The sequence below is a fragment of the Halogranum roseipondis genome, from assembly GCF_059695585.1.
Window position 1 is genome coordinate 166,500 of sequence record NZ_CM185235.1, and the last position, 20,629, is coordinate 187,128.

A 20,629-nucleotide genomic window follows, 5' to 3' on the forward strand; every position below is an offset into this window, starting at 1 on the left:
GACGCGGCGGTGAAAGAACGAGGGAGCTCCGTTCAGGCCGTCTGCTGGACCGAGAGCGCGTCGGAGGCCTTCTCGGACTCCGACTGGACGAGGTACGAGCGGTCGTCGCCGTACTCTGCGGCCGCCTCGAGCGCCTTCTCGGTGCCGATCTGTCGGAGCGCCCACGCGGCGCTGGCGCGAACGGTGTCGTTCTCGTCGTCGGCGAGGACGTCCGTGAGCGGGTCGACGGCGCGGGTGTCGCCGAGGAGACCGAGCGCGCGGGCCGCGTAGGGACGGACGTTCTCGTTGTCCACGACGAGTTTGTTCGCCAGCGGCTGTGTGGCGCGTTCGTCGCCGATCTCGCCGAGCGCCTTGAACGTCACCTTCTGCAGTTGGGGGTCTTTGTCGGCGTCGACGTACTCGACGAGCGTCTCCACGGCGTCGGTCGCGCGCATCTTTCCGAGCGCCTTGATCGCGGGTTTGTCGCGCTTCTGTGCGCGCTGGTGCATCGCGTCGAACGCCGCCTGGTCGTTCATCCGGATGAGCGACTCCAGGCAGTTCTCCTCCATGAAGTCCGACTGGAGGCTGTCGAGCGCGAGCAGGATCATCTCGACGTTCCCCTCCTGCTCCCATCCCTTGACTGCGGCCCACTCCGGCGGATAGTCCTTGTAGTGGCCGAGTACGTCGTAGAACCCCTGTGCCTGGAGCTGCTCGCGGGTCTCGAGGTCGTCCCACTCCTGGGCGTCTTCGAGGTCGGATTCGAGTTCGTCGGCCGCCTCGACGAGCGCGGCGATCGTCTCCGCGTCGTCGTCGGCGTCGAGGTTCGCGGCTTCGATGGCCGCCGTGGCGTCGTCGAGTGCGGCGGTCAGCGCGCTCTCGTCGGTGCCGTCGACGGACACGGAGGCGTCGAGGACGTCGTTCACCGAGTCGGCGAACGATTCGACCGCCGTGACGATCTCCGTCTCCCCGCGTTCGGTCCAGCGGGTGTCGGTGATCTTCGTCTCGGCCTCCTCGACCGTCTCGACGACGTCCGCGGCGTAGGGGCCGCGCTGTGCTTCGAGTTCTTCGCGGAGCTCCGAAAGCGTACTCTCCAGTTCCTCGCGGACGTTCTCCTCGTCGTCCTCGTCTTCGTCCGGTTCCGGGAGGTCGGCGGCCTCGAGGTCCGACTCGATGTCGTCGAGTTCCGCTTCGACGGCGTCGAGGTCGTCTTCGGTCTCGGCGGCCTCCAGTTCCGCTTCGGCGGTCGACAGCCGTTCTTCGAGGCTCTCGGCCGTGATCTCGTCTTCCGCTGCGCCCGAATCGTCGGGCGCGTCGTCCCCGTCACTCATATGTTGGACGTCCGTGCGACGGTGAAAAGAGCGTTTCCCTTTGCGAACCGCTCGGTAGTGCGTTCGAAGACGGGCGACCGCACCCTACCTCCGTGGGAGACCATGACGAAACCCACGTCGTTCGCGGACGCCCTACCGGTGTCGGTAACCAACCGCGACCGGTACGGTAACATATGTCATCCAGGTATATCTCTCTAGCGGCTGTCGAGACGCTTTTCGTTCGCCCGGACGAGGACCCCGTATGCCGACCGTCGCCGTACCACAACTCGCCGTCGAGGACCTGTCGGTCGAGACGAACGTCGCCGAAATCGTCGAACGAACTGACAGACTCGCGGCCGACGTCGACGTCGCACTGTTCCCCGAGTACGCCCTGACGGGGTTCGTCGACGACGACCGACTGGCCGACGTCGCACTCGACGCCGCCGGTCCCGTCCTCGACCGCGTGCGCGAGACCGCTCGCGACAACGACCTCGCGCTCCTCGTCGGGTTCGTCGAACGCGGAGACGGACGGTACTACAACGCGACGGCGTACGTCCGACCCGACGACGAGACGACCGTCTACCGCAAGCGTCACCTCTGGGGGAGCGAACGCGACGTTCTCACGGCGGGCGACGAACGCGTGATCGTCGACACGCCGGCGGGACGCACGGGGATACTCACCTGCTACGATCTGAACTTCGTCGCCGAGAGCGCGGCGTTCACGCGCGAGCGGGTCGACGCGCTGTTCGTCACGGGCGCGTGGCCCGCTGCTCACAGCGAGAACTGGCGGCTCCTCCTCCGGGCGCGGGCGCTCGACGGCGTCCGGTGGGTCGTCGGCGCGGGACGAACCGGTCCCCATCGGACGACGGAGACGCCACCCGCAGAGTACGCCGGGCGGTCGATGGTCGTCCGACCCGACGGGGCTGTCGCCGCCGCGTTGAACCGGGACGAGCGTGACCTCGTCGCCACGCTCGACCCGGCGGTGCTCGCCGAACAGCGGGCGTTCATCCCGATCTTCGACGAGCGGATCGAGTAGTTCGAGCGCCGACGGCGACGTCGGTCGACAACTCGTCGGTAGTTGTCGGTCCGTCCGTGCGCATCGAAAACACGTGATACACTGGCACGTGACACTGCTGTCGCCAATCGAGAAGAATGGTTTAGGTAAACCAAAGATTGGTTTCCCCAGCGTCAACGTTTATGTGGCTCGCGCACCAAGGGGGGAGTGTAATGAGCACCCAGAAGAACGTCCAGCAGAAGGCGGGTACAGTCGAGGCGAGTCCGGCGCTCCGACTCGACCAGGAGAAGGCCGAACAGCTCGTCGACGCGCTGAACACGGATCTCGCGGCGACGTACGTGCTGTACCACCAGCTCAAGAAGCACCACTGGAACGTCGAGGGTGCGGAGTTCCTCGAGGTCCACGAGTTCCTCGGCGAGGCCGCCGACGAGGCAGAAGAGGCGGCAGACGAACTCGCCGAGCGCGTCCAGGCGCTCGGCGGCGTCCCCATCTCGGGGATGAAAGACCTCCAGGAGGCGGCACCCGTCTCGCCCGAGGACAACGACGTCTACGACGTCCGGACGTCGCTGTCGAACGACATGGAGATCTACGGCGACATCATCGAGACCGTCCGCGAACATATCGAACTGGCGACGAACCTCGGCGACCACGCCACCGCCGAGATGCTCCGTCTCCACCTCGTCGAACTCGAGGAGTACGCCCACCACATCGAGCACTACCTCGAAGACGACACGCTCGTGCTCGAAGAAGCGACTCACTGATCGGAGACGACCGAGAAGACGAGTCCGCGACAGCCCGCTACTCGGTTTTTGCGCTGACGCCGGAGGGGTTGCGTAGAACTACCGCTCGAGGTCGACTGCGAGATCCGTCGCGATCCATCCGTCGGTGTTGTTCTCCTCGGTGAAGACGAATCGGTCCGGAGACGACTGGTGGACGGAGATCGTTGCTCGTGAGGGGTCGATGTCGGTGTCGGCCAACTGCTCGGCGCCGTCACGGCCGTCGGTGACTTCCATGCACGAAGTTAGGCGAACCTAAAGACAAATACGTTTTGGTTGCCCTAAAACGAGTTCGGGCGTCGGTCGGAACGGCGTCGACGGTCTCAGAGCGGTATCCACGAACTCTCGAGTTCGCCGTCTCGGAGCGTCCAGCGGTGTTCGGGAAGGCCGTCGCGGACGCGCAGTTGGATGACGGCGTCGAAGAGGGGTGCGAGCGTCTCGACGGTGGGTTCGGAGCGCGACAGCGGGAGGTGGTAGTGTGCCATCCCATTCGACGCACGGACGCGGTTGCCGACGGTCTGGACGAACCGGCGTACTGCCGTGACGTCGTGCTCCGAGAGCAGCGGAGCGAGCGAGTCGAAACAGAGGCGGAGTTCGCCGCTCGACAGTCCCCCAGCGTGGCGTTCGAACGTCTCGATCTCCTCTTGGATCGCCCACGCCAGCGAACCCAGTCGTGTCGTCTCCAGTTGCCGCCGCGCGATCCGATCGGGCGTCGACGCCGACGGGGCGGCGGCAGCCGTGGTTCTCGTCTGTGTCGTTCGGTCGACGACTCGAACGGTCTCGGGACCGATGGCACCGTGTCCGATTCTGGCGTCTGCGTGGGTTGCGTCGGTGAAGACGAACAACCGACGACGCGTCTCGGTCACTCCATCCCCGAGGAGTCGACGGGTCGCTGCGTCTCGGGCCTGCTCTGCGGGCGACCCGACGACGAGGAGGTTGCTCCCGCGCCGTTTGAGTCCCTGCAGTGACCGAGCGAACGAGTCGTTCCTATCACCAGCGCTCCCCATTACTTTCTTATGATTGTCACCTTAGATAATAAGTGTTGCGGGGACGATAGTGACTCGCTTCCGAGCGAGTGGGGGTCTCCTTCTCCGGTGTCAACAGGGGTTTCAGCCGTCGCCACCAACGACCGACGATGACAGAGTCGCTTTTCAGTCCGCTGTCGCTTCGAGAGACGACTGTCCCGAATCGAGTGATGGTATCACCGATGTGTCAGTACTCGACGGCAGACGGCGTCGCCACCGACTGGCATCTCGTCCACCTCGGCAGTCGCGCGGTCGGCGGGGCGGGCGTCGTCATGACGGAGGCGACGGCGGTCGAAGCACGCGGTCGCATCTCGCCGCACGACCTCGGCATCTGGAGCCAGGAGCACGCCGACGCGCTCGCACCGGTCGCGGAGTTCGTCCGCTCGCAGGGGAGCGTTCCGGCAATCCAACTCGCTCACGCCGGTCGGAAGGCGTCGAAAAGTCGACCGTGGGAGGGGAGCAGACCGCTCGCTACGGACGACGGCGGCTGGGAGACGGTCGCGCCGTCGGCAGAGCCGTATCCCTACGACGGCGACTCACCGGCACAGCGTGCGATGACGGCAGAGGACGTCGAGGAGGTCACACAGGCGTTCGTGAAAGCGGCGCAGCGCGCCGACGACGCCGGCTTCGAGATCGCGGAAGTCCACGCCGCCCACGGCTATCTGCTCCACGAGTTCCTCTCGCCGGTCACCAACGACCGCGACGACGAGTACGGCGGCAGCTTCGAGAACCGCACTCGACTCGTCCGCGAGGTGACGGCGGCCGTCCGTGAGGTCTGGCCCGACGACAAACCCGTCTTCGTCCGCATCTCCGCGACCGACTGGCTCCCGGACCGGGAGTCGTGGGATATCGACCAGTCGGTCCGCCTCGCGCCACTGCTCGCGGAGGCGGGCGCTGATCTCGTCGACGTCAGCGCGGGCGGGATCCACCCCGACCAGCAGATACCGAACGCGGGACCGGGCTATCAGATCCCCTACGCCGAGACGATCAAGGAGAACACGGAGTTGGCCGTCGGCGCGGTCGGCGGCATCACCGAGGCCGAACAGGCCGACCAACTGATCCGCAACGGTCGCGCCGACCTCGCCGTCGTCGGCCGCGAACATCTGCGTGACCCGTACTTCACGCTCCACGCGGCACAGGAACTCGGTGCCGACGTCGACCTCCCGGTGCAGTATCGCCGCGGGTTCGAGTAAGGGCCCGAGCGCGACCAACCCTTTTGCCTGTGCCCGTCGAACGGCCGGGTATGAGTTCCCGTGACGACGACCTCGTCGACCTGCTCGACGACCTCGAACTGACGCTCGGCGACCTCCGGGACGAACTGCAGCGACGTCCCGAGGCCCGCCGGACGTTCCGACCGCCGACACCGAGCGAGATTCTCCGGTTCACAGACGAGTACACCATTCCGACGGTCATCACGATCCTCGAGGTGAACATCCGCGCGCTCGAACTGCTCCAGAAACTCCTCCGCCTGGCCAACCCCGAGGGGACGCTCCGGGAGGGGAGCGACGAGACGCGCCGCCGCGTCCGGACCGCCCGCGACGACGCCGTCGACGGTCTCGACCGTGCGCTCTCGGAACTCCAGCGCGCGCTCACCGAGGCGGACCTCCCGGACGACCCCGAGTCGCGGAACATCGTCGAAGACGCTCGGAGCCTGACCGACGAGATCGAGCGTCGCATCGAGGAGAGTCGCTCCGGGTCGCGTACGCGGTCGCGGAGTCGTTCGCGCAGTCGTTCCCGGGCGGGGAGCCGCGGCGGGTCGTCACAGCGGAGCGACCGCAGCGGACGCTCCGGCCCCGTCGAGATCGCCGTCGACGAGGAACCCGACGGCGGGCAGGACGTCGAGACGGACGAACCGGTGTCCGTCGACGACGAGATCGACGTCGAGTCCGAACTCCAGTCGATCAAAGACGAGCTGGACGACGTCGACGACGACCAACGCCGAGACGACCACTGAGCGTCACTTCGTGCCGTTTTCGACGTCGTAACACGAGCAAAGTCACTCTTCGAATCGACTCCATCGGACGAATCTGTGAGCAGGTCGGTACGGACCACCGACACGACCCCACGTCGGCGCGATGAAACGCGCCTACTGGGTCGGCTCGAACCTTCGTTCTGAACCAGTTTCCGCGCGACGGAGCGCGCTACTGGACTGGTTCAAACCTCCGACACGACCCCACGTCGGCGCGATGAAACGCGCCTACTGGGTCGGCTCGAATCGGTACCCGTCCCACTCCTGGCTCTCCGGCTCCCGGATGCCGGCACCGGGTTCGCGGAGTTCCTCGCAGTAGACGGGTTTCACTTCGTCGCCGATGTCGACCTCGTCGGTCGTCATCTGGCCGAGCGCGCGGACGGGTTCGCCGTCGACGTCGAACTCGACGATGGCGAGCGTGTTCGGCTGGCGGACGCCCGGCGGCGTCGCCGTCGACGTCGTCCACGTGACGACCTCCGCGGTGTACTCGCTGAGGTCGACGGTGCCGACGGACTCCTCGCCGTCGGGACCGATCGGGTGACCGGGGTAGGTGATGCTCCCGTCGGGGTAGCGGTACGCCTCCATGGGTGATTCGTCGCTCATCAGTTGCCCTCCAAGATAGTGGTCGTGACACAGTTCCCGAAGCCGCCGACGTTGCAGGCGAGGCCGACGTCAGCGTCGACCTGCCGTGGACCGGCGTCACCGAGCACCTGTTTGTAGATCTCGTACACCTGTGCGACGCCCGACGCACCGAGCGGGTGACCTTTCGACTTCAGCCCGCCGGAGGTGTTGATGGGGAGTTCGCCGTCGCGGTCGGTGACGCCCTCTTCGACCGCCTTCCAGCCTTCGCCTTTCTCGAAGAAGCCGAGGTCCTCCGACTGGAGGAACTCGAGGATGGTGAACATGTCGTGGAGTTCGGCGACGTCGACGTCGTCGGGGCCGAGGTCGGCCATCTCGTAGGCGATCTCGCTGGAGTTGACGACGCCGCCCATCGTCGTCGGGTCCGAGCGCTCGTGGACGACGTGGGTGTCGGTCGCGCCGCCGATGCCGGAGACGACGGCGTAGTCGTCGGTGTACTCGCGAGCGACGGACTCGGGACAGAACATGAGTGCTGCGCTCCCGTCCGTGATGGGACAGAAGTCGTAGAGGCGAAGCGGGTCGGCGACGATGGGTGAGTCGAGCACCGTCTCGAGGTCGACCTCCTTCTGGAACTGCGCGTGGGGGTTGTCGACGCCGTTCTTGTGGTTCTTGACGGCGACCTTCCCGAGGCTCTCTCGCGGGGCGTCGTAGGTGTGCAGATAGAGTCGTGCCGTGAGGCCGGCGAAACTCGGGAGCGTCACGCCCTGTTTGTACTCGACGGGGTGGGTCAGGGAGGCGATGACGTCCGTCGACTCCGCGGTCGTCCGGTGAGTCATCTTCTCGCCCCCGACGAGCATCGTCATCTCGCTGGCGCCGCTGGCGACCGACTGCCAGGCGGCGTAGACGCCCGCGCCACCCGAGGACGAGGTCTGGTCGATGCGGGCCGTGTACGCGGGCATCGCTGCGAGGTCGTGGGCGAGGGCGTTCGGCACGCCCGTCTGCCCCTCGAACTCGCCGCTGGCCATGTTCGAGACGTAGAGGTGGTCGATCGCGTCGGGCGAGACACCAGCGTCGTCGAGACACTCCTGTCCAGCCTGCGCGAGCAGTTCGCGGATCCACGCGTCGCGTTGCCCGAACTGGGTCATCGACGCGCCAATGATTGCTACGCGTTCCATACGGGACCCGCGCAACGGAACGCTTTACAGTTTTCCCCTCTGACAACCGAGACCTGTCTCGGACTCTTTATCTTCCGACCGTTCGGACTGGACACATGGACCTGGAAGACGTTGCACCGACCGTCGGGGTCGGTGCCTGCGTCGCACTGCTCGTCGCGCTCGGCGTACCGTACGTCGCAATCACCGACGCGGGGCCGACGCTCGGGGCGTACTACGCCTCGGGTCCCGTCGGCAGCGGCGGCATCGTCTTCATGTCGCTTCTCACCATCGTCGTGTTGCTCTCGGGGACGCGCGGGACGGCGGAGCCGGATCTCGTCGCCGGCATCGCGCTCGTTCTCGGCGTCGTCACCTTCGCGCTCGCGGTCCTCTGGGCGGTCTCGGTCGACCCGACCGTCCTGTTCAGCTTCCCGCCGTCGGCCGCGTGGGTCGCGAACCACCGCTGGGTCGTCGTCGCACTCGCTGCGCTCGTCCCCCTCGCCGCCGCTGGCTACGCTCGCGGCGTCCTCTGGCGGTGAGGAGCGCCCGAAGAGGTACAGAGACAGTCCCGTCGTCCCCCGACGTTCGGGGCGAAGTCGAAAGGCCCTTATGAGGCCGGCGGCTACGATGAAGTGGACTAGGTCGGGCAGTTAGGCCCTGCTCACTTCCCGCAATAGAGTCTTTAGCGGGGACCGAACGACGGGCGCGTCCGGTCTGACCGGCACGGGCCCCACAAGCCAACGTAGAAACCTCGTCCTGCGGGGACAGCGGCTCGACGAAACACGTCCGCAGGGACGTCGACTCGTCGTTCGTCGGTGGCACTGGGTCAGGCGCGGAAGCGAGCAGCCCACCGCCGGACGTGCGTCGCTCGTAGGGTCGCGGGGTGGAGGAGGCAACCGGGATTACCCGTGCTCGGAACGCCGGGCAACCCCGTCCCGTCCGCATTCATACTTCATTACAATCGATAGCTTCGACTGTCCCCGTTCCGAAGCGACTGCTATGCCCGAAGCTACCGCAGCGACCACTGCGAACGGGATTACCGCCCGCTACGACGAGAGGGACGGCGAGCGACTGCTGACGTTCGATCGCGACGGACGGACGGCAGTCGTCGCCCAGAACGTCGAGGGGTACGCCATGTTGAAAGTGCGGCCCACCGTCGACGGCGACGAACTCGAGCGCTACTACGGGTTCGAGATGGCGCTGGACCACGCCGCCGAGCTGCTCGGCGTCGACGTCCACGACCTGCCGATCCCCGACGACGCCGCCGACATGGGGATGTAAGTTACCCACGACTTCAGTCGTAGGCTTTCCCCCGCACGGGGTTTCGGCCCACGCTTCAATGAGTGTCGTCGGCGGGTTGCACGACAGAAGGTCGGTCACACGGAGGGGTTTCCTGCGTGGTTTTCCGACCCGTGGTCGCCGTCCGAATCTGCCTCACACCACTTTAATTATCGGTGGACTCCCCGAACTTCATCGTCGGGTAATCCGACGAGAGCGGTTTGGTGTCATTCGTCCCCGATTTCAGGGCGTACCTACGGACGCCCCTCCACAGTCAACACGTTTGGCTGACTGGGAGTGTATCACAGACATGGAACCATTGACACTTGGCTCCTCGGGGTAGCGAAACCAGCCGTGCAATCGGCGGTGGATTTCAAGGGACTGTCGGATTCCTCCCACGGCTAAAGCCGTGGGCTTCCTCCTTGAACTTCTGTGAGTTACTTCCGCCAGTAGAACCGCGGCCCGAGGAAGAGATACGCCAACGCCAAGAACAGCAGGCCGAAAGCGAACACTTCGCCGGGGTACCCCGTGAGGAGAATCGCCAGCGCCTGGACGACGCCCATCACGAGCGCGTCCTGCCAGTGGAGGTCCGGATAGTTGATCGTCGTCACCATCATCACCGAGAGCACGCCGACGAGCGGGACGAGGACGACCGGGTCGGCGAACCCGGCGAGCACTCCCGCCGAGAGGATCGTCGCCGCGAGCGTCGTCGGCACCCCCTCCGTCGAGTCCGACTTGCTGTCGTAGGCGGTGTAGAGGCCGAGTCGAGTGACCCCCATCGCGACGAACAGCGCACAGAGTCCGGCGGCGGCCCACGACCGGAGCGGGTCGAACCCCCAGGTCGCCTGGACGACGCTCACGACGAGCACCGCGGGAGCGACACAGAAGGAGGCGACGTCGGCCAGCGAGTCGAGATACGGTCCCGCCTCGGAGCCGCCGAACTGCCGGGCGAGGACGCCGTCGAGACCGTCGGCGACGGCACCGAGGAGGACGACGCGGGCCGCGAGCGTCGGATCCACCAGCGCGGCGACGGCGGCGAGGAAGCCGAGCGCCGCGTTGCTGACGGTGACGTAGTCGGCGACTCCGAAGTGGCCGACGAACCGCGGTTTCATGTCTCGGCAGTCGGATAGGACCGGTTTACGTGTTTATATCCCTGCCGCCGGAACGGACGCCGACAGACGGACGGGGATGAGACCGTTTCGACGGGCGAACCACGCCGCATTTATCCGTCGCGTCCCGAAGGTCCGATATGCAACGCAGGGCGTTTCTCGCGAGCGTCGGGACGGCCGGACTGACGGCCGTCGCCGGCTGTGCGAGCGTCGGCGGGTCCGAGGGCGACGTACTGATGCGCGCGACCGCCTTCGACCCCTTCGAGTTCACTGCCGAGGTCGGCGACACCGTCACCTGGTACAACGGGAGCACTCGACTCCACACTGTCACCGCCTACGGGAACGCCATCCCCGAGGAGGCGGCGTACTTCGCGAGCGGTGGCTACGAGGACGAGGCGGCCGCACGAGCGGCGTGGAAGAACGGTAACGGCGGGATCACGAGCGGCGAGAGCTACAGCTACACCTTCGAGGTCCCCGGCGAGTACGAGTATGTCTGCATCCCCCACGAGCAGGGTGGGATGGTCGGCACTATCGTCGTCGAGGAGTAGCGAAAAAGTCGGAGAGTCGGTGTCGAGAGTCGACCGCGACGGCGTTACTCTTCTGCGGCTTCGTCGACCGCGACGTCTTCCTCGTCGACGTCGACTGCGGCCTCTTCCTCGGCGGCGACCTCTTCGGGTCGGGCTTCGAGGTCGAGCTTCTGGATCTCGACGCGGCGCAGCGGGTAGATCGTCTTGGCCTCGCCGTAGATGGCCGACGAGAGTCGACCTTCGACGACGCTATCGACGAGTTCCTCGAAGGTGTGGTCCTCTGCGGCCTCTTCGACGAGGTCGATCATGACCTTGCGGATGGCCTTCTCCTGGCTGTTGTCGGCCTTCTTCGTCGTGAGGGCGACGGGCTGAACCTGCACGCGGTAGTCGTCCTTCGTCAGGACGGTGACGTTCACGTCGATCTTCGACGCGCCGCGGCGCACGAGGCTGCGCAGGTAGTCACGGGTCAGTTCGTGCTTGACGAACTCGGTGTACGCCGAGTCGCTGCCGACGTCCGTGATCTTGAACGTGAGCTTCGTGTTGTTTGCGCCGGCGTCGCCCGTGAGTTCACCGAGGGTGACCTCGATCGTGCGGCCGTTGATCTGTTCGACTTCGTCGGCGAAGGTCTCGCCGAGCTCGGCCCGGTCGAACTGCTCGGGCGCGAGAATGCTGTACCATCGCTTGCCTTTCTTCTGCTTGGATACTGATCGTTCGCTCATGAGTTGCTGTGTCGTGTTGCGTTGTCTGCGACCGTCTCTGCGACGGTCAGGTTCACCACGTAGTCGTCGACCGTGGCCTGCAGGCCGCCGGTCGTCTCCCGCTCGATGACCGTGACGACGGAGTCGCCCTCCACCGTCGTCGTCATCGAGTCGGTGTTGTCCGGAGTCACCGCCTCGGCGAGGAGACGGGCGTGCTCGTGTTCCGTCTCGAGTCGTGCCCGTCTCATCGCGCCAGCGCCTCCCGAACCGCCGTGATGAACTCGGTCGTGTCGGTCTCTGTGTCGAACCGCGCTTCGCCACGCGTGTCGGTGCCGCGTCCCGTCCCTTCGAACGACGCTGCCGCCTCGGCCATCGCGGTGCCGAGGTCCCGGTCTTCGACGCTCGCGGCGGCCGCACGACCCTCGTCGTCGACTCCGTCGGTGACGACGAGTGCGACGGGTTCCGGCGAGCGGAAGTCCCGGAGCAGTCGTGCGACCGTCGGCAACGCCGTCGCCGACTCCGCGTCGGCGTCGACGCGAGCGACGAACACGCCGTCGTACCGGCCGGTCGTCGCCTCCCGAAGGAGTCGGTGAGCGGCGACGGCGTGCGCGCGCCACGCGTCGAGTGCGGCGGCCCGCGCCACGTCGCCGTGGCCGAGTGCGAGCGCTACGCCGGTTCCGGGCTGTTCGCGCGCGACGGCGTCGAGCACGTCGGCGTAGCCACCGACCGTCTCGAACGTCCCGTCGGGTGTCGCGTACGGGCGGAGTGCCCGTTCGACTGCCTCGGCGGCCCGAGCGGTCGCCTCGTCGGCCGTCGCGTCGATGGCGACGACGGAGGCGAGTCGGCGGTGGGCCTCCTCGTCGAGTTCGGCCGGGAGGTCCATCTCCGCGAGCATCGCCCGGACGCGTTCGACCTCGCCCGAACTGGGCGTGTGAACGAGCGTCGAGTGGGCGATGCCGTCGCTGACGTCGGCGGTCGGCACCGCGAGTCCCGGTCGGCGTTCGACCGCCCCGCGGCGCTCGGCCGCGTCGAGCATCGTGCCGCTGCCGTCTGCTCCGACGGTCGATTCGGCGGCGACGACGCCCGCGAGGCCGAGAATCGGGTCGGGTTCGACGCCGAGTTCCCGGGCGACCTCGAAGGCGGTCACGCTCGCTGGACGATTCGCACCGACGAGTGCGACGTCGCCACCGGTCAGGCCGACGGCGACGGCGAGTCCGTCGGCGGCGGCGACTTCGGTGTCGGCTGCGAGAGCGGCTGTCGTTCTGACGTGGAAGGCGGTTCCGACGCTCCGACAGGCGGCGGCGAGGATGCCACTGGCTGCCAGCGAGTCACCGTCCGCGCTCGCGACGACCCGGACGAACGGGGTCTCGCGGAGCGCCGCGGCGACGTCGGCGGCGGGGGCGTCCTCGGCTGTGGAGCGCGCGGTCGACATGAACTGTGCTTACTCGAGAAGCTCGACGGCGTTCTCGTAGCTGTATTTGAAGTCGTCGTCGAGCTTGTCGCCCTGGTAGTAGTCGACGAGCCGTCGGATCTTCGACTCCGTGTTCTGGAGTGCGCGCTTGTTCTGCGCGTCCTGCTGGTTCGCCTCGACGTGTCGGCGCAGGCGGATCGCGCGCTCCATGAGGTTCCGGAGGTCCTCCGGAATCTCGGGTGCGGCGTCGTTGTCTTCGAGGATGTCGGTGACGCTCTTGTCGGTGACGAGCTTCACGTTCGGGACGGGCGTGCCCTTCACGCCTTCGTCGCGAAGCTTCAGACCGATCTGAGCGGGGTCGTGACCCTGCTCTGCCAGTTCGACGACGCGCGCTTCGACGGCGTCGGCGTCGACGTCACTCCACTCGGGGGCTTCGTCTGCCACCGGCTTGTCCGAAGCGGACGAGCCACGGCGGCGGGTGTGCATTCGTGCCATTGTTGTGAGTTGGAACGCACAGACCGCAGAAAGCGTGTCCCAGAGCCGCTACGAACGGCTCTCGGCGCACCTCCGTAATCCCAAGCCTGCAAACACAGGCGAGTCAGAGTTACGGCCGTGCTGTTCCCGTCTTTACATCCTCGCGTCTCGGATTAAACCGTTTCGACTTCAGCGAGGCGAAAACCGAAGCGGCCTTTAGGCACCTCGGGCTAAGAGACGGTGCGGGCTCGTAGATCAGGGGTAGATCACTCCCTTGGCATGGGAGAGGCCCCGGGTTCAAATCCCGGCGAGTCCACTTCACTTCGTCTCGCTGCGCTCGACTCGTTCAGTGGCCTCGCCTAACTCCCCCTCGCTCACTGCGTTCGCTCGCGGGAGTCCCGGCGAGTCCTTTTGATTCTCTGTCGCTCGTGACAGCGAGCGACTGTAACTCTGACACGAGACGGGATTTGAGTCCCACTCGCTTCGCTCGCGGAACTCCCGGCGAGTCCACACAGTGTCTGCGACGAAGATAGTCAACTACACAAGAATCATAAGACAGGTGAGAGAGCAACGAGACAACGATGCAGACGTCTCCAGCGAGTCTCGTGGTCGGTACTCGCTACACACAGGACGAGATCGAGGAGATGTTCGACACTGGGTTCGGCTACCAGATCTCGGGAATCAATCCGCGACGGAGTGACCAAGACGAACGGTACGTGCTGCTGTTCGCCAACGAGGACGGCCCGTACAACGATTCGGTCACACAGGGGCGCTTCGAGTACGTCGGCGAGGGACTCCGCGGCGATCAAAGTGAGACGTCGCCGGGGAACTCGGTTCTCGTCGACGCCGTCGACAGTGACTTTCCGATTCATTTCTTCTACCAGCAGTCAGACCTCGCTGGATGGGAGTATCAGGGACTCGTCGACGTGCTCGGGTGGGAGTCGCGACGACGAAACAGTCGAGAGATTCTCGTGTTCACGATGGAACACCGAGACCCCGAAACAGGTGTTACAGAAGACGAGGACAGCCGAGTAGAGCAAGAACGACTAGAAACCCAGCTCAATTCTCCACCGGAACTCACAGCGGAGGCGACGGAGTTCACCGACCACCAGCGGCGAGTTCGAGACAGTGCGTTTGCGGGACTCGTCAAGGAGAACTACGACGAGACGTGTGCCGTCTGTGGCGAGAGCAGAGAAACACCGGACGGTACTCCCGAAGTCGAGGCGGCGCACATCTATCCTCGGTCGGAGAACGGTGCCGACGACCCGAGGAACGGACTCGCGCTGTGCAAACTCCACCACTGGGCGTTCGACAACGGCTGGCTCGCAGTCAGCGACGACTACGAACTGCTAGTCAAAGACGTCCCCGAACGAGAGGGCTACTACGAGTTCAAACAGTTAGAGGGCGAGACACTCGTGTTTCCCGATAATCCTGATGTGCTTCCCCACCGGTTGTACTTCGAAGCACACCGGAAGCACCACGACTTCTGAACGACCACCGCTGTTACACCCAGCGCCGCCGCTCGGGAACGGCGTATCGGAGAGAACACGTCGTGACTCGATCGTTCAGACGTTGATGTGACCTTCGCGGCGGAGCTGGTCGGCCTCGGACTTCTCGTAGCGCCACGTGACGTCGGCTTTCTCGTCCTGCCAGTCCCACGGCTCGCAGAGGACGATGTCGTCCTCGCGGATCCAGATCCGTTTGCGCATCCGGCCGGGGATCCGACCCATTCGTTCTTTCCCGTCGTTGCAGCGGAGCGTGACGCGGCCGTGGCCCTGCATATTGGTTACGACGGCGAACAGCTCGTCATCGTCGGGCATGCGAAGGTTCCGGCGCCCAGATTCTTCGCTCATAGTTCGAAGTTGTCGTCGGCCCAATTAAATCGTAGCATTCTCCGGTTCGAAGATGGGTTCGACCGCAGTCGGGAGACCGACAGGTCACTCGATACGGAGAGACATCCCCTTCGAGGCGGGCGCGGTCGGTTCGAATCCGAACCGCTCGTAGAACCCGTCGACGTCGGCCAGGAGGTTCACGTACGCCGACGACGGGGCGTTCTGGTGGAGCCAGTCGACGAGGACCTGCGTGATCTCGGTACCGAGTCCTCGTCCTTGGTGGTCGGGGTGGACGGCGATGTCGGTGAGTTGGAGGACGGTCGCACCGTCGCCGACGATGCGCCCCATGCCGACGACGTCGCCGTCGTGGACGACGGTGACACCGTAGCAGCTGTTCGGGAGCCCGCGTTCGGCGGCTTCGAGCGTCCGTGGCGTCATTCCCGCAGCCTCGCGAAGGGCGACGAACTCTTTCGGTGTCGGGAGGCTCTCGCGGAGTGCGTAGGACATCGTTCGGTCGTCAGCCGGCGAATAGTTAGGTGTGTATATCGGCGTGCAGTCGGGGGTTCGATCCGTGACAGCGTTTCTCCCTCGACTCCGGAAGTCGAAGCCCTTATTAAGGGAACCACAGAAGATGTGGATGCGTTCGAGGGCTCGTAGATCAGGGGTAGATCACTCCCTTGGCATGGGAGAGGCCCCGGGTTCAAATCCCGGCGAGTCCACTTCTCTTCGTCTCGCTTCGCTTGACTCATTCAGTGATCTCGCCTGAGTTCCACTCGCTTCGCTCGCGGACTCTGGGCGGGTCTATGGTTCTCTATCGCTCGCGACGGTGGTTTCAAATTTCTCTGAAGTTTATTTTATCTATTAGATATAGGATTAAATATACTTCGTCAAACTAGCTTTGAGGGTGAACTGTCGTCGTGGTAACTGCTTATAGTTGGGCTGAATTTTTATACTTACAAGACATTCTGGTAAGCAATGAATAATACCGGGACCCGAGCGTCTCGGTCGGAGAGCCTGAAATGTGACCGACGCGGACAAGCGGAGACGATCGGTGTCGTCCTGTTGCTGGCGCTCGTCGTTATGAGCACCACCCTCGTTGTCGCATTCGGTTCGTCGGCCATCGACAGCGTCCAGACGCAGTCGCAGGACGAACGGGCAGGTCACAGTATGACGCTGTTCGATGCCAATGCCGCGACCGTCGCTCTGGGTGACTCCAACGTTCGGTCGGTCGATTTCGGCGGATATGAGGGAGCCTATCGAACTGACCCAAACGAGGGACATATCACCATCACGCATGCGGATTACACCAGTACTGACGCCGACGACAATTCCGTTGACGATGGGTCAGGGGACAACGACCACACGATCTACGAGGAACCGCTAGGAACCGTGACCTACGTCAACGGCGAGACGACTATCGCATACCAAGGCGGCGGTGTCTGGCAACGCGGCGACGGGACCGGCAGTACGATGCTGTCTCCGCCGGAGTTTCATTACCGAGGTGCGACGCTGACGCTCCCCGTGATTCGCGTCACCGACGGAACGAGTGGGAGCGGCTCTCCGACCGCGGTAATCACGCGTTCGATGAGCGGGAACAAGGTATTCCCTAACTCGGGTGACAACTATCCGGACCCAGACGGCGATTCGTTCAGCAACCCGACCGAGGAAGGTGCGATCCACATCACCGTCCAGAGTCGTTACTACCGCGCGTGGGGAGACTACTTCGAGCAACGAACCGACGGCGACGTGGAGTACGACGATGTGACCGAGACGGTCAGGGTGGAACTCGTGACAACGGGTCAAAAAGGTGGATTCGTCGTTCCTGGCGACGGGGGGTCGGTGTCGGTCCGTGGGCTGGAAGGGGACCACTCGCTCAAGGAGTTCGGTGTCACTCTCCGTCCGGACGACACCGACAGCGCCGATTTCTCGAACCTCATGTGGTCGTGGTATGCCGAGAGCGGCGACCAGCAGTTTGAGATATACCTTCGACAGAACGGAGGTAGAAAGGACTGTGACGACCCGGTCGTCGCTTCACTCAGCGTCTATTACTCCGACGACGGTGGAGACACGTACCACGGATGGTACGACGACGACGCCTACGTCGGCTCCTGTGACGCTGACGGGAACGTCAAACTCGACGCGTCGTTCGTTGACGACGAGGATGGCGACGACATCTACGACGACGTCGAAAGTGGTGATCCCGCACTCGTTTATGGATCGCTCTCCAACAGTCAACTCAACCACTTCAATCCGAACGGGAACTTGGCCGATTCTACCGATTCACCGACGTTCGACGAACACCAGAGCAACGTCGGCTGGGAGCCGAAGACGTACAGTTCGGGTGAGACAGAAACCATCGACAGACTATTAAATCACTACTTCGGACTGATGGGACCCTCGATAGACCTGACAGTCGACGACAAGAACTCCGACACCGTCAACGAGGCCGCATCCTCGGGGACGATCGACTACGATGGGTCGAGCAAGTTCGTCACTTACCTTCACGTGACCGAGAACGGCATCGAAGTGCGGTTCAACTAGCCAGGCGTCATCCGACAGGAGTTCAGTTCTCGAAGCTGACGTCGATTCGCGTAGCTGTAACGTAGAGGTGGTCCGCGACGAACTGACATTCGACGGTGCCACCGGAGACCGTACAGCTGTCGGCATCGCCCGTCATCGGTTCCAGTTGCGCGTCGAGATACTGGTCCCAAAGTTCCGCCCGTTTCGACGTCGTCTGCACGGAGAGGCGAACGTCATACTCCTTGTCACCGTCGCTGTCGAGGTCGGTGGCCGCGCCGTTGGTGTCCGCGTCCGTATCGACAGTTCCGTCACCATCGAGGTCGTCGACCAGCACCTCCGAGATGACGTGTTCTCCTCGTACGAGAACCGTCGCCGATCCGCCGACGCTCGACCCTCGTTCAATCCGGAGTTGGATGAACGGCACGATGGCCGTCGTATCTCCACCGTTCTTCCGGAACCTCATGTCCGGTTCGCGGAGCATCACTGCACCCTCCCCGTTCTCCCAGAAGACCGCGCCCGCCTCGTAGACAATGCGTGTCCCGGTGTCGGCATCGTAGACGATGGGGTCGGTGTCGACGCTGAACCGCGGACTCGGCGATTGTGCGTTTTCGATGGTCGCTCGCATGGTCGTGGTCTCGCCCCGCCTCAGCGTTGCATCAGCCAGTTTTAGCTCGGTTGAGCGAGAGGGGGCGCGGTGGGTATGGATATCGTCGAGGTTGTCCGCGAGAATGTCGAACGCCCGCTCTGCGTTGTTAACGCGTTCGAAATCACGAGTGTCCTCAAGTCCACCGAAGCCGACGACTGTGACGACGCCTACGGTCAGTGTGATCAGCGAGAAAATGAGAACGAAGCCGAGCACGTCGCTCACGGCTCGATCAGTCATCGGTAACCACCACCTCGTCGTCGTCCGGGACTTCGGTACCCTTCGAGTCGTACACGACTCGGATGCTGCCGCCGCGGACCGTCCCGACAGCAACGGGCGTCATCGTGGCTAACTCAACGCGAACCGTCACGTCGGGGTTTGTCGTCGAGAGTTCAAGATATGGGTCACCGCTGCCGTCGTCGACCGTCACCGAGTACGAGACGTCGACGACCCGCGAGGGGAGCATGCGGCGCAGCACGGTCTGGTTGTCGTCGCCGTCGGTGGACCGCCCGAGTCGGTCGACCGTCTCGATGTCGCCGGCGAGCTGCTGACCGACGACACCGAGTTCGGTCCGAATCGTTTGTTCGCGCTCGCTGTCGACGTAGCTCCCGCCCGCGAAGAGGAGGCTGGTGACGATGAGTGTCGCGATGCCCAGATTCAGCACGTAGCCGAGCGCCGTCGACACCGCACGTCGATCACGCATTCGGCTCACCCGGTGCGACCCGGAGCTCCGTTTCGTAGACGAACCGCTCGGACTCAAAGTAGAACCGAACTGTCGTGTCGTAGAGCGCGGGGTTCTTCGTCGGCGCGTCCGTCCCGTCGTACGGTTCGTTGGTGATGCTCGTCTTGTCGACGGTCAGCTCGTACGTCCCGCGCGCAGCACCACCGTTACCGTATTGGATATCGTATGATGAGTCGAACTCGTCGAAGAACGTAAGGTGAGGACAGTACGACCCGCCAACAGTCGCGCCGGTAACGTCGATGACGGCCCGGCCACTCCCGTCGTCGCCGTAGCTACAGGACCCGACCAGAGAGCCGCCATTGTGGACGGTGACGACGGTCTGGTCCCCCGAGTCCGACCGATGGACGTAGACGGTCCAGTCAGAGTCACCGTTGGTTGGACTAAATGTGACATGAAACACATTTGAGAGTGTTTCATCGTCACTCAAATCTGACTGAATCACGTCCATCCGGAACTGACGGATCGACGATATATCGCTGGCAACGTTCCAGTTGTTCGGGTCGTTGTTGTCCTCTTCACCCTCCTGAAAGTCGCCGTCGCTTTCGCGTGCGATCCGAGTGCCTCCTGTGTCCGACTGGTACGTGAGATCGACGAGCCGGCCGTTTCGAGCGGCGTACCGCCGGCTGAAGATTTGCAAATCAGCCACACCGCTCTTGGCGGCCGCCTGCTGGTCGACGTACGACTCCGAGTGGGTGTCGATGGCGTGTTCCATCACACCGCCGACACCGCGCTTGACGTCCTCTCGAGCCTGAACGACGGCGTTGGTGCTCGCGGTATCACTGCCACGTGTGGCGAGGTTTTCAGTGTAGATCGCGGAGTTGAGCGTCACCGCGAGCACGACGAGTACCACCGCCAGGGAGAGCCCCCCAACGAGGAACAGCTGTCCGCGGTCGGATGCATCCCCGCCGCCCGTTACATCCGCCACGTCACCACCTCCACCTCGACGAGGTTGTAGAGCTCGTCGTCCCCGACATTCGATGCGTAGAAGCGCGCTGAGCCAGTGACGGTTGTTCCAGTCGGTTGCTCGTCCGCGTCGTAGACCACGTCGCTCTCGTAGATGGCAACCCACCGCGAGGTAGAGACGGCGTTGTCGCTCGGCTCTCCACGATAGATGAATCGCTCGCTTCGGACACCCCCGTCCGAAAGCTGGTAGTGGATGTAGACGTTGAAGGCGACGCCTCGAGCGCTGTTCTCCTCGACCAGCAACTCGCCGAAGGTGAACTGTTCTATCTGGCCGTCGCTCACATAGAACTCTCGCAAGCCGCTGTCGTGGAACCGACCCTGTGAGTCGTCCCAGTACAGCACCGCGCGCTTGAGAGCGCCGCTCTCGGCCGCAATCTCGAGCGCTCCTTCCGACGACGCAGCCTGCTGATTCTCAATGTGTTGGCTAGATGTGCTCGCCGTCAATGGGGTCACAGCGGTCACCTGGAGGGCAAACACCAAGCTCGCGACGAGTATCAGTCCCGCGACTACCGCTTCGAGCGTGTGAGCTTGCGCGCGCGCGCTCGACAACTCCCTATGTGTAGTGGATAATTTTCCGTCCATGTCACCCCTATGTGTAGTGGATAATTTTCCGTCCATGTCACCCCTATGT

25 protein-coding genes, 2 tRNA genes and 1 other RNA gene are annotated in these 20,629 nt (G+C 64.2%); 12 read left to right on the forward strand and 16 right to left on the reverse strand.

The features are described from left to right. Positions 1-32 precede the first annotated feature (32 nt). Complete coding sequence (locus tag EOHIBHHM_RS00925) at positions 33-1,307, reverse strand: HEAT repeat domain-containing protein (RefSeq protein WP_497253728.1); 1,275 nt, start codon at positions 1,305-1,307, stop codon at positions 33-35. 241 nt (positions 1,308-1,548) lie between these two features. Here EOHIBHHM_RS00925 and EOHIBHHM_RS00930 point away from each other — a divergent pair, with 241 nt between their 5' ends. Together EOHIBHHM_RS00930 and dpsA are read left to right on the forward strand one after the other, a co-directional pair. After that, a complete protein-coding gene (locus EOHIBHHM_RS00930; RefSeq protein WP_497253730.1) occupies positions 1,549-2,322 on the forward strand; it encodes a carbon-nitrogen hydrolase family protein in 774 nt (257 codons plus the stop codon). 191 nt (positions 2,323-2,513) lie between these two features. Continuing rightward, positions 2,514-3,062 carry a DNA starvation/stationary phase protection protein DpsA gene (gene dpsA, locus EOHIBHHM_RS00935; RefSeq protein WP_497253732.1) on the forward strand — a complete coding sequence of 183 codons (549 nt, stop codon included), beginning with the start codon at positions 2,514-2,516 and terminating at the stop codon, positions 3,060-3,062. A 78-nt stretch (positions 3,063-3,140) separates the two neighbouring features. Here dpsA and EOHIBHHM_RS00940 read toward each other — a convergent pair whose 3' ends face one another. Both EOHIBHHM_RS00940 and EOHIBHHM_RS00945 read right to left on the reverse strand, forming a co-directional pair. Continuing rightward, entirely contained in the window at positions 3,141-3,314 is a 174-nt protein-coding gene (locus tag EOHIBHHM_RS00940; RefSeq protein ID WP_497253734.1) for a hypothetical protein, read from the reverse strand. 86 nt (positions 3,315-3,400) lie between these two features. After that, positions 3,401-4,084, reverse strand: coding sequence for a DUF7504 family protein (locus tag EOHIBHHM_RS00945; protein ID WP_497253736.1), 684 nt, complete (start codon positions 4,082-4,084; stop codon positions 3,401-3,403). Positions 4,085-4,212: 128 nt separating this feature from the next. On the opposite strand from EOHIBHHM_RS00945, the gene EOHIBHHM_RS00950 reads away from it, so the two are divergent. Together EOHIBHHM_RS00950 and EOHIBHHM_RS00955 are read left to right on the forward strand one after the other, a co-directional pair. Then, entirely contained in the window at positions 4,213-5,295 is a 1,083-nt protein-coding gene (locus EOHIBHHM_RS00950; RefSeq protein ID WP_497253738.1) for an NADH:flavin oxidoreductase/NADH oxidase, read from the forward strand. Between the two features lie 50 nt (positions 5,296-5,345). Further along, the gene (locus tag EOHIBHHM_RS00955) at positions 5,346-6,056 is read left to right on the forward strand and encodes a DUF7547 family protein (RefSeq protein ID WP_497253740.1); all 711 of its coding nucleotides are present in this window, start codon (positions 5,346-5,348) and stop codon (positions 6,054-6,056) included. Between the two features lie 243 nt (positions 6,057-6,299). On the opposite strand, the gene EOHIBHHM_RS00960 is transcribed toward EOHIBHHM_RS00955, so the two are convergent. Together EOHIBHHM_RS00960 and EOHIBHHM_RS00965 are read right to left on the reverse strand one after the other, a co-directional pair. Then, positions 6,300-6,674, reverse strand: a complete 375-nt coding sequence (locus EOHIBHHM_RS00960; RefSeq protein WP_497253742.1) for an OB-fold domain-containing protein — start codon at positions 6,672-6,674, stop codon at positions 6,300-6,302. Next, a complete protein-coding gene (locus EOHIBHHM_RS00965; protein WP_497253744.1) occupies positions 6,674-7,825 on the reverse strand; it encodes a thiolase family protein in 1,152 nt (383 codons plus the stop codon). Before EOHIBHHM_RS00965 ends, EOHIBHHM_RS00960 begins: the two co-directional genes overlap by 1 nt. Positions 7,826-7,920: 95 nt before the next feature. Here EOHIBHHM_RS00965 and EOHIBHHM_RS00970 point away from each other — a divergent pair, with 95 nt between their 5' ends. From EOHIBHHM_RS00970 to EOHIBHHM_RS00980, 3 genes are all read left to right on the forward strand, one after another. Continuing rightward, on the forward strand, positions 7,921-8,340 hold the full coding sequence (locus tag EOHIBHHM_RS00970; RefSeq protein WP_497253746.1) for a DUF7548 family protein: 420 nt from the start codon (positions 7,921-7,923) through the stop codon (positions 8,338-8,340). A gap of 91 nt (positions 8,341-8,431) precedes the next feature. After that, positions 8,432-8,746: signal recognition particle sRNA (ffs, locus tag EOHIBHHM_RS00975), an RNA gene on the forward strand. 54 nt (positions 8,747-8,800) lie between these two features. Continuing rightward, complete coding sequence (locus EOHIBHHM_RS00980; RefSeq protein ID WP_497253748.1) at positions 8,801-9,082, forward strand: DUF7111 family protein; 282 nt, start codon at positions 8,801-8,803, stop codon at positions 9,080-9,082. Between the two features lie 434 nt (positions 9,083-9,516). On the opposite strand, the gene EOHIBHHM_RS00985 is transcribed toward EOHIBHHM_RS00980, so the two are convergent. Next, complete coding sequence (locus tag EOHIBHHM_RS00985) at positions 9,517-10,191, reverse strand: protein sorting system archaetidylserine synthase (protein ID WP_497253750.1); 675 nt, start codon at positions 10,189-10,191, stop codon at positions 9,517-9,519. 137 nt (positions 10,192-10,328) lie between these two features. Here EOHIBHHM_RS00985 and EOHIBHHM_RS00990 point away from each other — a divergent pair, with 137 nt between their 5' ends. Continuing rightward, positions 10,329-10,736: a cupredoxin domain-containing protein gene (locus EOHIBHHM_RS00990; protein WP_497253752.1), complete on the forward strand. Its 408-nt coding sequence runs from the start codon at positions 10,329-10,331 to the stop codon at positions 10,734-10,736. A gap of 44 nt (positions 10,737-10,780) precedes the next feature. On the opposite strand, the gene EOHIBHHM_RS00995 is transcribed toward EOHIBHHM_RS00990, so the two are convergent. Genes EOHIBHHM_RS00995 through EOHIBHHM_RS01010 form a run of 4 tightly spaced genes read right to left on the reverse strand, consistent with a single transcriptional unit; the run spans position 10,781 to position 13,319 of the window. After that, the gene (locus tag EOHIBHHM_RS00995; RefSeq protein ID WP_497253753.1) at positions 10,781-11,434 is read right to left on the reverse strand and encodes a 30S ribosomal protein S3ae; all 654 of its coding nucleotides are present in this window, start codon (positions 11,432-11,434) and stop codon (positions 10,781-10,783) included. Beyond that, entirely contained in the window at positions 11,431-11,661 is a 231-nt protein-coding gene (locus EOHIBHHM_RS01000; protein WP_497253755.1) for a KEOPS complex subunit Pcc1, read from the reverse strand. Before EOHIBHHM_RS01000 ends, EOHIBHHM_RS00995 begins: the two co-directional genes overlap by 4 nt. After that, the gene (locus EOHIBHHM_RS01005) at positions 11,658-12,845 is read right to left on the reverse strand and encodes an exonuclease RecJ (protein WP_497253757.1); all 1,188 of its coding nucleotides are present in this window, start codon (positions 12,843-12,845) and stop codon (positions 11,658-11,660) included. Before EOHIBHHM_RS01005 ends, EOHIBHHM_RS01000 begins: the two co-directional genes overlap by 4 nt. 9 nt (positions 12,846-12,854) lie before the next feature. After that, positions 12,855-13,319 carry a 30S ribosomal protein S15 gene (locus EOHIBHHM_RS01010; RefSeq protein WP_497253759.1) on the reverse strand — a complete coding sequence of 155 codons (465 nt, stop codon included), beginning with the start codon at positions 13,317-13,319 and terminating at the stop codon, positions 12,855-12,857. Positions 13,320-13,542: 223 nt separating this feature from the next. On the opposite strand from EOHIBHHM_RS01010, the gene EOHIBHHM_RS01015 reads away from it, so the two are divergent. Both EOHIBHHM_RS01015 and EOHIBHHM_RS01020 read left to right on the forward strand, forming a co-directional pair. Further along, a tRNA-Ala gene (locus EOHIBHHM_RS01015) sits at positions 13,543-13,614 on the forward strand. A 265-nt stretch (positions 13,615-13,879) separates the two neighbouring features. After that, a complete protein-coding gene (locus tag EOHIBHHM_RS01020; protein ID WP_497253761.1) occupies positions 13,880-14,788 on the forward strand; it encodes an HNH endonuclease in 909 nt (302 codons plus the stop codon). Between the two features lie 75 nt (positions 14,789-14,863). Here EOHIBHHM_RS01020 and eif1A read toward each other — a convergent pair whose 3' ends face one another. Further along, positions 14,864-15,151 carry a translation initiation factor eIF-1A gene (gene eif1A / locus EOHIBHHM_RS01025; protein ID WP_089694995.1) on the reverse strand — a complete coding sequence of 96 codons (288 nt, stop codon included), beginning with the start codon at positions 15,149-15,151 and terminating at the stop codon, positions 14,864-14,866. Positions 15,152-15,235: 84 nt separating this feature from the next. Beyond that, the gene (locus EOHIBHHM_RS01030) at positions 15,236-15,637 is read right to left on the reverse strand and encodes a GNAT family N-acetyltransferase (RefSeq protein WP_497253763.1); all 402 of its coding nucleotides are present in this window, start codon (positions 15,635-15,637) and stop codon (positions 15,236-15,238) included. Positions 15,638-15,777: 140 nt separating this feature from the next. Here EOHIBHHM_RS01030 and EOHIBHHM_RS01035 point away from each other — a divergent pair. Next, positions 15,778-15,849, forward strand: a tRNA-Ala gene (locus EOHIBHHM_RS01035). Between the two features lie 256 nt (positions 15,850-16,105). After that, a complete protein-coding gene (locus EOHIBHHM_RS01040) occupies positions 16,106-17,671 on the forward strand; it encodes a DUF7289 family protein (protein WP_497253765.1) in 1,566 nt (521 codons plus the stop codon). A gap of 22 nt (positions 17,672-17,693) precedes the next feature. On the opposite strand, the gene EOHIBHHM_RS01045 is transcribed toward EOHIBHHM_RS01040, so the two are convergent. The 4 genes from EOHIBHHM_RS01045 to EOHIBHHM_RS01060 are packed head-to-tail and all read right to left on the reverse strand — an operon-like array spanning position 17,694 to position 20,580. After that, positions 17,694-18,533 carry a DUF7289 family protein gene (locus EOHIBHHM_RS01045; RefSeq protein ID WP_497253767.1) on the reverse strand — a complete coding sequence of 280 codons (840 nt, stop codon included), beginning with the start codon at positions 18,531-18,533 and terminating at the stop codon, positions 17,694-17,696. Continuing rightward, complete coding sequence (locus EOHIBHHM_RS01050) at positions 18,526-18,996, reverse strand: DUF7266 family protein (RefSeq protein WP_497253769.1); 471 nt, start codon at positions 18,994-18,996, stop codon at positions 18,526-18,528. Before EOHIBHHM_RS01050 ends, EOHIBHHM_RS01045 begins: the two co-directional genes overlap by 8 nt. Beyond that, positions 18,989-19,960: a DUF7261 family protein gene (locus EOHIBHHM_RS01055; RefSeq protein WP_497253771.1), complete on the reverse strand. Its 972-nt coding sequence runs from the start codon at positions 19,958-19,960 to the stop codon at positions 18,989-18,991. Before EOHIBHHM_RS01055 ends, EOHIBHHM_RS01050 begins: the two co-directional genes overlap by 8 nt. Beyond that, positions 19,948-20,580 (reverse strand): DUF7288 family protein, encoded by a 633-nt coding sequence (locus tag EOHIBHHM_RS01060; RefSeq protein WP_497253773.1) that lies wholly within the window; start codon positions 20,578-20,580, stop codon positions 19,948-19,950. The genes EOHIBHHM_RS01055 and EOHIBHHM_RS01060 overlap by 13 nt, the downstream gene beginning before the upstream one ends. Between the last annotated feature and the right edge of the window lie 49 nt (positions 20,581-20,629).